The organism is Nocardia sp. JMUB6875 (assembly GCF_041154655.1).
Lineage (GTDB): Bacteria > Actinomycetota > Actinomycetes > Mycobacteriales > Mycobacteriaceae > Nocardia.
In genome coordinates this window covers 1-10,420 of sequence record NZ_BAAFGR010000221.1, presented here as the reverse complement: position 1 = coordinate 10,420, position 10,420 = coordinate 1, and the positions used below count along the sequence as shown (strand labels likewise).

General features: G+C 68.0%; 10 protein-coding genes. 4 read left to right on the top strand and 6 right to left on the bottom strand.

Annotated elements, in window-relative coordinates; translation table 11 throughout:
* Positions 1 to 1,180: carboxylesterase/lipase family protein (locus ACAM49_RS35365; protein ID WP_369639891.1), on the bottom strand; the 1,180-nt coding region annotated here is incomplete at its 3' end.
* Between the two features lie 251 nt (positions 1,181 to 1,431).
* Between ACAM49_RS35365 and ACAM49_RS35360 the strand changes: the two genes are divergently transcribed.
* A complete protein-coding gene (locus ACAM49_RS35360; RefSeq protein WP_369639890.1) occupies positions 1,432 to 1,818 on the top strand; it encodes a hypothetical protein in 387 nt (128 codons plus the stop codon).
* A 63-nt stretch (positions 1,819 to 1,881) separates the two neighbouring features.
* Here ACAM49_RS35360 and ACAM49_RS35355 read toward each other — a convergent pair whose 3' ends face one another.
* Positions 1,882 to 2,343, bottom strand: a complete 462-nt coding sequence (locus tag ACAM49_RS35355; RefSeq protein ID WP_040813309.1) for a YiiD C-terminal domain-containing protein — start codon at positions 2,341 to 2,343, stop codon at positions 1,882 to 1,884.
* 149 nt (positions 2,344 to 2,492) lie between these two features.
* Between ACAM49_RS35355 and ACAM49_RS35350 the strand changes: the two genes are divergently transcribed.
* Together ACAM49_RS35350 and ACAM49_RS35345 are read left to right on the top strand one after the other, a co-directional pair.
* Positions 2,493 to 3,143, top strand: a complete 651-nt coding sequence (locus ACAM49_RS35350; protein ID WP_369639889.1) for a GntR family transcriptional regulator — start codon at positions 2,493 to 2,495, stop codon at positions 3,141 to 3,143.
* Positions 3,143 to 4,369, top strand: a complete 1,227-nt coding sequence (locus ACAM49_RS35345) for an MFS transporter (protein WP_369639888.1) — start codon at positions 3,143 to 3,145, stop codon at positions 4,367 to 4,369. The genes ACAM49_RS35350 and ACAM49_RS35345 overlap by 1 nt, the downstream gene beginning before the upstream one ends.
* Before the next feature lies 1 nt (position 4,370).
* Here the strand turns inward: ACAM49_RS35345 and ACAM49_RS35340 are convergent, their stop codons facing one another.
* Genes ACAM49_RS35340 through ACAM49_RS35325 form a run of 4 tightly spaced genes read right to left on the bottom strand, consistent with a single transcriptional unit; the run spans position 4,371 to position 9,776 of the window.
* Positions 4,371 to 6,515, bottom strand: a complete 2,145-nt coding sequence (locus ACAM49_RS35340) for a 3-hydroxyacyl-CoA dehydrogenase NAD-binding domain-containing protein (RefSeq protein WP_369639892.1) — start codon at positions 6,513 to 6,515, stop codon at positions 4,371 to 4,373.
* A gap of 23 nt (positions 6,516 to 6,538) precedes the next feature.
* Positions 6,539 to 7,753, bottom strand: a complete 1,215-nt coding sequence (locus ACAM49_RS35335; RefSeq protein WP_369639887.1) for an acetyl-CoA C-acetyltransferase — start codon at positions 7,751 to 7,753, stop codon at positions 6,539 to 6,541.
* Positions 7,754 to 7,763: 10 nt separating this feature from the next.
* Positions 7,764 to 8,924, bottom strand: coding sequence for an acyl-CoA dehydrogenase family protein (locus tag ACAM49_RS35330; protein WP_369639886.1), 1,161 nt, complete (start codon positions 8,922 to 8,924; stop codon positions 7,764 to 7,766).
* Positions 8,925 to 8,930: 6 nt separating this feature from the next.
* Positions 8,931 to 9,776: a CoA transferase gene (locus ACAM49_RS35325; protein WP_369639885.1), complete on the bottom strand. Its 846-nt coding sequence runs from the start codon at positions 9,774 to 9,776 to the stop codon at positions 8,931 to 8,933.
* Positions 9,777 to 9,871: 95 nt separating this feature from the next.
* Between ACAM49_RS35325 and ACAM49_RS35320 the strand changes: the two genes are divergently transcribed.
* Positions 9,872 to 10,420: TetR/AcrR family transcriptional regulator (locus ACAM49_RS35320; protein WP_369639884.1), on the top strand; the 549-nt coding region annotated here is incomplete at its 3' end.

The following is a 10,420-nucleotide window of genomic DNA, read 5'->3' as shown; positions in this document are numbered from 1 at the left end:
GGGCGGGCTGGGCGAAGGCAGAGAGGGGGTACTCCTGGAGGACGCGGTCGACTTCGGTTTGGTCGAGGCTCAGTTGGGTTTTGAGGACGGCGGGGTAGGCCGAGGCTTCGAGTCGCGCGCCGAGGGGGTTGCCGTATCGCATCCAGACCCATAAGGCCATCTCGTCGTGGTTCGAGCCGATGAAGGTCGGGATGCGCATCATCCGACCGGCTTTCAGCTCCGACACCGGGCTCTTGGGGAGAAAGCTGTTGCCGTACACCACGCTCGCCGACTCCGGCGCGCGGTCCACCAACACGTCGGGTGAGAGGCCGCGCAGGCAAGCCGCGGAATCCGGTCCGGCACAACTGACTCCGGCCGCCCAGGCATCGCCTGCCGTCTCGGCCTCGGACAGCGACTGCGCGAGGCACGGGCCGCTCTGCAGCATGGCGGCGTGGAACAGTCCGGCCGAGCTCGGCGTGGCCATGTGGGCGCAGATCGAAATGCCGCCCGCCGATTCACCATCCACGGTCACCCGGTTCGGGTCACCGCCGAAGGCCGCGATATTGCGCTGCACCCAGCGCAGCGCGGCCTGCTGATCCATCAGCCCGTAATCACCCACCCCCTCCCCCTCGTCCAGCGCCGAGGCGGCCAGGAAGCCGAGGGCGCCGAGCCGGTAGTTGAGGGTGACCACGATGGCGTCGCCGTCCGCCTGCGACACCAAAGGTGCTGCACCGTACATGCTTCCGGCGCCGACCTGGAGACTGCCACCGTGGATCCACACCATGACCGGGAGTCCGCGGCCGTCGGCGGGCAGGGTCGGCGGGGTCCAAACATTCAGATAGAGACAGTCCTCGGTGGTCGAGCGCAATCCGCCCAGACCGGTCGCCTGCGGACAGTTCGGGCCCGCGTCCCGAGCCTCCCGGACCCCGGGCCAGGGCGATACGGGCTGCGGCGCACGCCAGCGCAGCTCCCCGACCGGCGGTGCGGCATAAGGGATTCCATTGAACAGGCGATAATTCTGCGTCACAACGCCGTGCAGACCACCGCTGTCGATGGCGACGATATCGGGCGCGGCAACATAATCGGGAGCAGCCGCGTGCGCGGGCGAACCGCCCACCGCGAAAGCCATGACCAGCGCGGCCACCAGCGTGACCACCGCTCCGGCCCCTCGTCCCGCCCACTTCCGGTTGCGCACGATCACCCGAGCCTCCTGGCCAGCAGCGTCCCAAGGCGTTCGATACTAGTCGGCCGGTACGGGGCAGGATCCGGTCTCGACACGGGCGCGCGAATCCGCGGCGTTCACCCTCGTCGAAGACGCCCCGCCGCAGTGGATTCCGAGCATCCTGGTGCGCCGCCACCGCAACCTGCCGCTGCGGGTGCGCCGACCGTGGCATGATCGTCGTCGATCGGGGGGTCTTCGTACAGCTGTGACCATAGGAAAGGGGTTTGTTCGTGAAGACCGTGTATCTCCGCCGTGCCGCCCTGGCCGCGCTCGCGTGTGCCGTCTCCGGTGGCCTCGCCGCACCCGCGTCCGCCGCCGACGCGGGCTCGCAGAAGATCACGCTCGACTACGCCAAGGGCAAGTGCGGCCAGACCACGCTGATGGCGCACTCCTTCACGCCCACCACGCTGGAGATCACCACCTCCAACAACTTCACCGACGACGCCAAGATCGATCTGAACGGACAGCGCACGCCGCTGCCGGATACCTATGGCGCCCAGACCACCCGGATCGATCTGGGCAGCCCGATGCCGGGCGCCATCCCGTTCGAGGTGTCCGGCTCGGAGTGGCCGGGCAGCACCGGGACGGGCTGCAAGGGCTGGATCATCATCGCCTGAGCGATCACGACGAAATCGAGCCCCCGGGAACTCCCGGGGGCTCGATCATTTCGACACTCGGACCTACTTGCCGTGCGCGCGCAGCTGGTACAGCCCCTCGGTCTCGACGACCACGACACCGTTGGCGTCGGTCACCACGGCCTTGAGCGTGTAGTCGGCCTTGCCCTTGGCCTCCGCCTCATCGGCGATGCGCGCGATCTCCTCGGCCGACAGCGACGCCTCGGCCCGCACATCGGTGGCCGCGGGCTTGCGGAAGGTGATGCGCAGATCCTTCACCAGCGGGAAGTACTTGCTGGTGTCGAAGCTCGCGATGGCCAGCGCGCCGCCGAGCACCTCGGCGACGGTGAACAGCACCCCGGCGTACATGACGCCGAAGTGATTGCCATTGCCCTCGATCGGCACCGAGGTGGCCGCGAAGCCGGGGCGCACCTCTTCGGCGCGCACGCCCATCTTGTGCGCCACCGGAATCGTGAATTCCAGACCACCGTTCACGACCTCGTTCAGCGGCGGGGCGTCGTTCGCCATGCGGACCTCCTCGTCCTGGATACGGCCTACTTACTGACGTAGTGCCAACAAGATGAATCATTGCGGTTGAGAGGGTCGTGGCGCAACTCCCTCACGATCTCACGTGAATCCGGCCACATCCGGGCAAATCATCCTACGATCCATCTAGTATGCAAGTTGTGTCCAAGACGTATTCAGCCGCCGAGCGGGCCTACCGCGAGATCAAGGAACGCATCCTCTCCGGCGATCTGCCGGGCGGTGAGCTGGTCAGCGAAAACGAGATGGCCGGCGAACTCGGCACCTCCCGCACCCCCGTGCGCGAGGCGTTCCTGCGCCTGGAGACCGAGGGCTGGATGCGGCTGTACCCCAAGCGCGGCGCGCTCGTGGTGCCCGTCCCGTCCCACGAGGCCGAGCATGTGATCCATGCCCGCTACATCGTGGAGACCGGCGCGGTCGACGCGCTCACCCGGGTCGCCCGCGCGGGCCTGCTCCCCCGGCTGCGCGAATCCCTGGACCGTCAGCGCGATCTCGCCGACGCGGGCGATCTCGACGAATTCGCCATCGTGGACGCCGATTTCCACCGCGAGTACGTGGTGGCCGCCGACAACCCGCTGCTGACCGGCTTCTACGACTCGCTGCGCGAGCGCCAGCGCCGCATGAACAGCGTTGCGCTGCACCGGGGCGAGACCAACCCGGAGCGAATCATCGAGCAGCACACCCGACTCGCGAACCTGATCGAAGCCGCCGACGCCGCCGGTTTCGCCGAAGCACTCGCCGAGCACCTGACCCACGTGCACGGCGTGACCCTGAGAGGACTGTGATGGCGACGCTGACATCGGTCGGCACTGCGGCAAGATCCATCGGCACCCACCCCAAGGCGTGGCTGGGCGTCTCGGCCGCGATCTTCGCGATCGCCTGGGGCGGAAACGAATTCACCCCCCTGCTGGTCATGTACAAGCGCGACGGCCTGTCCGTCGCCACCGTGGACCTGCTGCTGTTCGAATACGTGCTGGGCATCATCCCGGCGCTGCTCATCGGCGGACCCCTGTCCGACCGCTTCGGCCGCCGCCCGCTCATGCGCCCCGCACCGGTGATCGCCGCGCTCGGCTCGACCCTGCTCGCCTTCGGATCCGCTTCCGTCCCCATGCTTTCCGCGGGCCGCGTGCTCTGCGGCATCGCCCTGGGCCTGGCCATGGCGGTGGGCTCGAGCTGGCTCAAGGAGCTCTCCCAGCCGCCCTACACCGCGGAAACCGTGTCCGGCACCGGCGCTCGCCGCTCGGCCATGAGCCTCACCGGCGGCTTCGGCATCGGCGCGGGCGTGGCCGGCGTGCTGGCGCAGTGGGCGCCGTGGCCCGACACCTTCGCCTACCTGATCAATGTCACGCTGTGCGTGCTGGCCGCGGCGTGGCTGCTCCGCGCACCGGAAACCACTGCCCCGCAAAAGAACCCGGGCCGCCTGCTGGACGACCTCAAGGTTCCGGCCGTCGCGCACCACCGCTTCCGCACCGTGGCCCTGCCGCTGTGCCTGTGGCTGTTCGCCTCGTCGGCCGTCGCCTACGCGATCATGCCCACGCTGATGATGCCCAAGGTGCACGGCGCGCCGATCGCCTTCTCCGCCTTCATCACCGTCGTCACGCTGGGCTGCGGCTTCGGCATCCAATCGGTGGCGCGCCGCATCGACCGGCCCGGCACGCTGCGCCTGCCCGTCCTGTCGCTGACCCTGGTCATCACCGGAATGCTCTTGGCCGCCGCCGCGGCCGCCACCCTGACCATGTGGCTGACCGTCCTGACCGCCATCGCCCTGGGCATGGGCTTCGGCAGCGGCCTGGTCGCGGGCCTGCTGGAGATCGAGCGCATGGCCCGCCCCGACGACCTCGCGGGCCTGACCGCCGTGTTCTACGCGGTCAGCTACCTGGGCTTCGGTGTCCCGGCCGTGATGGCGGTCTGCCACGACGGAACCGGCATCGGATACCCCGCCATGTTCGGCGTGCTCGCCGCGGCGGGCGCGGTGTGCCTGGGCATCGTCGGCCGGTCCCGTCCGGCCTGAGCTACCGCAGGCTCTCCGGCAGCCGGAAACGGTCGCCGTACCGGTCCGCCAGCTGATCGGCGCGGGCGATGAAAGCCGCACGGCCGCCGGGATATCCGGTGACGAACTGACGGACGCCGCCGGACCAGGCCGGGAAGCCGATGCCGAAGATCGAACCGATATTGGCATCCGGATCCGAGGCGATGACACCCTCGTCGAAACACTTCTGCGTCTCGATCGCCTGGATGAACAGGTAGCGGTCGATCAGATCCGCGAAGGGCGCGGACGGCGTGCGGCTGGTCTCGAACTCGCGCCGCAGGCCGTCCCACAGCCCGGCCCGCTTGCCGTCGACATACTCGTAGAAGCCCGCGCCGGCGGACTTCCCGGCCCGCTCGAACCTGTCCATGAGCGTCTCGAGCACCAGCGACGAGGTGCTCACCGACTCCGCGAGCGCGAAGCCCTCGGCCGCCGCGGCGGCGACGTTCTCGGCCATGATCTTGCGAATCGTGCCGAAGCTGAGCTCGTCGGCGACCTGCAGCGGCGCGGCCGGATACCCGGCCTGATAGCCCGCTTGCTCGATGATCGCGGGATCGACGCCCTCCGACAGCATGTGCATGGCCTCGAGGATGTACATGCTGAACACCCGGGTGGTGAAGAAGCCGCGGCCGTCGTTCACCACGATCGGGTACTTCTTGATCGCCAGCGTGTAATCGATGACCCGCGCGAGGGTTTCGTCGGAAGTCTTCTCGCCCCGGATGATCTCGATCGGCTGCATCGCCTCCACCGGCGAGAAGAAGTGGATGCCGATGAAGTCCGCGGGCCGCTGCACCGCCTCGGCCAGCCCGGTGATGGGCAGCGAGGAAGTATTGGACCCGAGCACGGCATCCGCGTCGACGATCGATTCGATCTCGGCGAACACCTTGTTCTTGAGTTCGGTGTTCTCGAAGACGGCCTCGATGACGAAGTCCACGCCCGCGAAATCGGCGGCGTCGGCGGTCGGGTGGATGCGGCCGAGCAGTTCCTTCGACCTCTCCTCGGTGGTGCGGCCCTTGCGTAAAGCCTTGGCCTCCAGGTTCTCCGAGTAGGCCTTGCCCTTCAGCGCGGCCTCCGGGGTCACATCCTTCAGCACCACCTCGATGCCCGCCTTGGCGGTCACATACGCGATGCCCGCGCCCATCATGCCCGCGCCGAGCACACCCACCTTGCGGGGCACACGCTTCGGAATACCCTGCGGCCGTGCGCCTCCCGACTGCACATGCTGCAGATCGAAGAAGAACGCCTGGATCATGTTCTTCGCGATCGGACCCGTCACCAGGCTCACGAAATAGCGGGCCTCGATCAGCTGCGCGGTCTCGAAATCGACCTGCGCGCCCTCGATGGCGGCGGCCATGATGGCACGCGGCGCGGGCATGTGCTGGCCCTTGAGCTGCTTGCGCAGATTCGCCGGGAAGGCGGGCAGGTTGGCCGCGAACGCCGGGGTCGAGGGCGTGCCGGCGGGGATCTTGTGGCCCGGCACATCCCACGGCTGCACGTGCGCGTCCGGATTGGCCTTGATCCACGCCTTGGCTGCGGGCACCAATTCCGCTGTCCCACCGACCAATTCATCGACCAGCCCGACCTGCTCGGCCTTGGTGGGCTGCATGCGATCACCGGTCAGCAGCACCTGCATGAGCGCGTTCTGAATGCCGAGCATGCGCATGGTGCGCACCACACCGCCCGCGCCGGGCAGCACGCCCAGCATGACCTCGGGCAGCCCGATGACGCTGCCGGGCACATCGGCGGCAATGCGGTGATGGGTGGCCAGCGCGAGTTCCAGGCCACCGCCCAGTGCCGCGCCGTTGATGGCCGCGACGACCGGCTTGCCGATCTTCTCCAGGCGGCGCAGATCGTTCTTGATCCGCATCGACCCCTCGAGCAGCTCCCGCGCGTGTTCCGGCCCGGCCTGGATGATCTGGGTGAGATCGGCCCCGGCGAAGAAGGTGCTCTTGCCGGAAGTGATGACCACACCGGTGATCTCGTCGATCTCCGCCTCGAGCCGGTCGACGGTCGCGCCCATCTCCGCGACGTAGGCGTCGGTGAGGGTATTGGCCCCCGCGCCCGGATCGTCGATGGTCAGCACGACGATCCCGTCCGGGTCACGCTCCCAGCGAATGATGTTGCCGGTCATGGCCGTTGTCGAATCCGCCACTGTCAGACCCTCTCGATGATGGTGGCCACGCCCATGCCGCCCGCGACGCACAGCGTGATCAGGCCGTAGCGGCCGCCGGTGCGCTCGAGCTCGTCGAGCACGGTGCCGACCAGGATGGAGCCGGTCGCGCCCAGCGGATGCCCCATGGCGATCGCGCCGCCGTTGACGTTGTACTTCTCGTCGGGAATCCCGAAGTGCCGCTGCACCTTCAGCGCCACCGCCGCGAACGCCTCGTTCATCTCGAAGACGTCGATCTCGTCGATGGACAGCCCGGCCAGCGCGAGCGCCTTGTCCACGGCGGGAATCGGGCCCTCGAACATGAGGACCGGGTCCGCGCCGCTGGTGGCGGTGGCAACGATGCGGGCGCGCGGCGTCATACCCGAGGCCGCACCGGCCGCGGCGCTACCGACCAGCACCAGCGCCGCGCCGTCCACGATGCCGGAGCTGTTGCCGCCGGTGTGCACATGGTTCACCCGCTCGACGAACGGGTACTTCAGCGCAGCCACGGCGTCGAAACCGCCGAACTCACCGATCCCCTCGAAGGCCGGGCGCAGCTTGCCCAAGTCCTCGACGGTGGTGGACGGCCGCACGATCTCGTCCTGTTCGAGAATCGGGATGCCGTTGATATCGCGCACCGGCACAACCGATTTGGCGAAGCGCCCCAGGCTCCACGCCGCCGCGGCGCGCTGTTGGGAGCGCACCGCGTAGGCGTCCACGTCCGCGCGGGTGTACCCCTCGATGGTGGCGAGCAGATCGCACGCCACACCCTGCGGAATGAAGTAGTTGTCGTAGGCGGTGGCCGGGTCGTAGGCCATGGCCCCGCGGTCGCTGCCCATCTCGACGCGCGACATGGATTCCACGCCGCCCGCGATGACCAGCTCGTCGAAGCCGGAGCGAATCGCCTTGGCGGCCACATTGACCGCCTCCAGCCCGGATCCGCAGAAGCGGTTGAGCTGCACGCCGCCGACGGTATCGGGCAGCCCGGCCGCGTTCACCGCCGTACGGGCGATATCCATGCCCTGATCGCCGATGGGTGTCACCACGCCCAGGACCACATCGGAGATGCGGTCCTCTTCCAGATCCGGAAACCGCTGCCGCAGTTCGGAGATCAGGCCGACGACCAGGTCGATCGGCTTGACCCCGTGCAGCGCCCCGGTGTTCTTGCCCTTGCCGCGAGGCGTGCGAATCGCCTCGAAAATGTATGCCTCGGTGGTCATTTCGATTCCCCTACAGCGAGCGGGAGATGATTTCCTTCATGATTTCGCTGGTGCCGCCGTAGATGCGGTTCACCCGGGAACCCACGTACATGTTCGCGATCGGGTACTCCATCATGTAGCCGTAGCCGCCGAAAAGCTGCAGGCACTTGTCGACCACCTTGTCGGCGGTCTCCGCCGCGAACAGCTTGGCCATCGACGCCGTCGACGGATCGTTCTTGCCGTCGATGTACTGCTGAATCGCGTAGTCGACAAGGGTTTTGATGGCCAGCGCCTCGGTCTTGACCTCGGCCAGGGTGAAGGCGTTGTGCTGGAACTTGCCGATCGGCCGCCCGAACGCCTCGCGCTCCTTGGAGTAGCGCAGCGCCTCGAGCACCGCCGCCTCGGCCAGCGCCGAGCACAGGCTGGCGATGATCAGCCGCTCCCGCGCCAGCTGCTCCATGAGCTGGTAGAAGCCCAGCCCCTCCTGCGCGCCGAGCAGATTCGCCACGGGCACCCGCATATCCGAGAAGAACAGCTCCCGGGTGTCCTGTCCGTGCTGACCCATCTTCTCCAGCACCCGCCCGCGTTCGAAGCCTGGCAGATCCGCGGTCTCGGCCACGATGAGCGAGACGCCCGCCGCGCCCTGGGACGGGTCGGTCTTGGCCACGATGACCAGCAGATCGCAGTGGGTTCCGTTGGAGATGAACGTCTTCGAGCCGTTGATGACGTAGTGGTCGCCCTCGCGCACGGCGGTGGTGCGTACCGATTGCAGATCGGATCCGGTGCCCGGTTCGGTCATGGCGATGGCCAGCACCAGGTCACCGCTGATGATGCCCGGCAGCCACTTCGCGCGCTGTTCCTCGTTGCCGTACTTGTAGATGTAGTGCGACACGATCGGCGAGTGCACCGAGAAGCCGAAGGCATTGTCGTGCGCGTAGACCTGCTCCTCCTGCACGATGGCCTGGTATCCGAAATCGCCTGCCAGGCCGCCGAATTCCTCGGGCAGGTCCAGGCCGAGCAGGCCCGCGGCGCCGGCCTTGTTCCAGAAGTCGCGGTCCACCATGTGCTGCTTGTTCCAGCGCTCGCGGTTCGGCGGCACCTCCTTGCGGAAGAACTCGGCCGCGTGCTTGCGCAGTTCGCGGTGCTGATCGGTCTCCCAGGTGGGGCGGTAGTCGGGGAACAGTTCGGACATCGGTGTCTACTCTCCGTTGTTGGTGCGAATACCGTTGAGCGGTAGGTCGTCTCGGGCCGCGATGGCTTCCAGCTCGGCAATGGTCTTGTCGGCGAATGCCTTCCGGAAGCTCTCGTGCGTCCCGTCGGCCCCGAAGGTCGCCAGCGCCCCCATGAAGAAGTGCGGCTCCACCGCCCCCAGCGCGATGTGGCCGTCGGCGCATTCGTAGATGCCGTATCCGGGGAAGGCTCCGCCCAGCACCGCCCCGGCGCCCATGAGCCGGTACTTGACCGCGTCACCGGCGAAGGCGGCGGCATCCTCGAGCGCCACCCGATACGGCTGTCCCACACCGGTATTCACCCGGCGCACGAGGGCGGCCAACGCGGTCGAGACGGCCCGCTCGGCGCCGAGCATGTCGGCGACGGGCACGGTCGGCATGTGCGGCGGGGTCAGGGTGCCGTGCACGGCTTGGTAATTCAGGTCGTGGCCGGGCACCTCGGGGTCCTCGGCGTGCCCGATGATCTCGATGAGGGAGAGCTCGGAGAACTTCTCGTGCGGCTGCGCGAGCCCCAGCCGGGCCAGCGCCGACGGCCGCATCGAGGTGATCAGCAGATCCGCCGTGGCCAGCAGTTCGTCGAGCTTGGCGCGATCGCCCGGCTGCTTCACATCGAGGGTGACGACCTGCTGGCTCGCGATCAGCCGCTCGTACCACCGCGGCGCGGCGGCCGCGAGCGGATCACCGGTGGGCGGCTCGACCTTGATCACGGTCGCGCCCAGCTCCGCGAGCCGGGCGGCGGCCAGCGGTCCGGGCAGGTTCACCGCCAAGGACACGACTTCGACACCGGCCAGAGGAAGCACCGCTGATTCATCCATATCGCGAACGATACGTTTGTATAGTCAATGGGTCAACAGTAGCGGATCTCGAGTACACATAGAATCGGCGGACGAATCGAACGAGCTGAGGGGCGATGCTGAATCCACGGGCCACCAATGAGGACCTGACCGCGAAGGCGCGCATTCGCAATGCGGCAATGGACCTTTTCGCCCAGTACGGCGACTCCCGCGTCTCGCTGCGCGCGGTCGCCGCGGAGGCCGGTGTCACCCTCGGCCTGGTCCAGCACCACTTCAAGACCAAGGACGGGCTGCGCGACGCGGTCGACAAACTGGTCGTGGACTACTTCGCCACCACCGTCGCCTCGATTCCCCCGACCGGCACCTCCGCCGAGGTGGCCGCGGCCCGCGACGAGGCGGTCCGCCAGATGCTGCAGGACAATCCGGCCGTCGTGAACTACATCCGGCGCTCGCTGCTCGAGCCGTCGGAGACCCGGCTGCACCTGCTCGACGCCGTGGTCGAACTGACCCGCAACGAGGTCGCGGGACTGCGCGAGGCCGGGCTGGCCTCCACCGACAAGCCCGAATCCGCCCAGATCGTGGCGGTCCTGCTCCGCCAGTTCGGCGAACTCCTGCTCGCCCCCATGCTCGACGCGGTCTGGGAGCGGGTCTCCCCCGACAACCCC

What these genes read in the sequence shown, in the direction of transcription:
- ACAM49_RS35355 (WP_040813309.1), bottom strand. Translation starts at nt 2,343, where the DNA reads ATGGCGAACGACGCCCCGCCGCTGAACGAGGTCGTGAACGGTGGTCTG.
- ACAM49_RS35350 (WP_369639889.1), top strand. Translation starts at nt 2,493, where the DNA reads ATGCAAGTTGTGTCCAAGACGTATTCAGCCGCCGAGCGGGCCTACCGC.
- ACAM49_RS35345 (WP_369639888.1), top strand. Translation starts at nt 3,143, where the DNA reads ATGGCGACGCTGACATCGGTCGGCACTGCGGCAAGATCCATCGGCACC.
- ACAM49_RS35340 (WP_369639892.1), bottom strand. Translation starts at nt 6,515, where the DNA reads ATGACCGGCAACATCATTCGCTGGGAGCGTGACCCGGACGGGATCGTC.
- ACAM49_RS35335 (WP_369639887.1), bottom strand. Translation starts at nt 7,753, where the DNA reads ATGACCACCGAGGCATACATTTTCGAGGCGATTCGCACGCCTCGCGGC.
- ACAM49_RS35330 (WP_369639886.1), bottom strand. Translation starts at nt 8,924, where the DNA reads ATGTCCGAACTGTTCCCCGACTACCGCCCCACCTGGGAGACCGATCAG.
- ACAM49_RS35325 (WP_369639885.1), bottom strand. Translation starts at nt 9,776, where the DNA reads ATGGATGAATCAGCGGTGCTTCCTCTGGCCGGTGTCGAAGTCGTGTCC.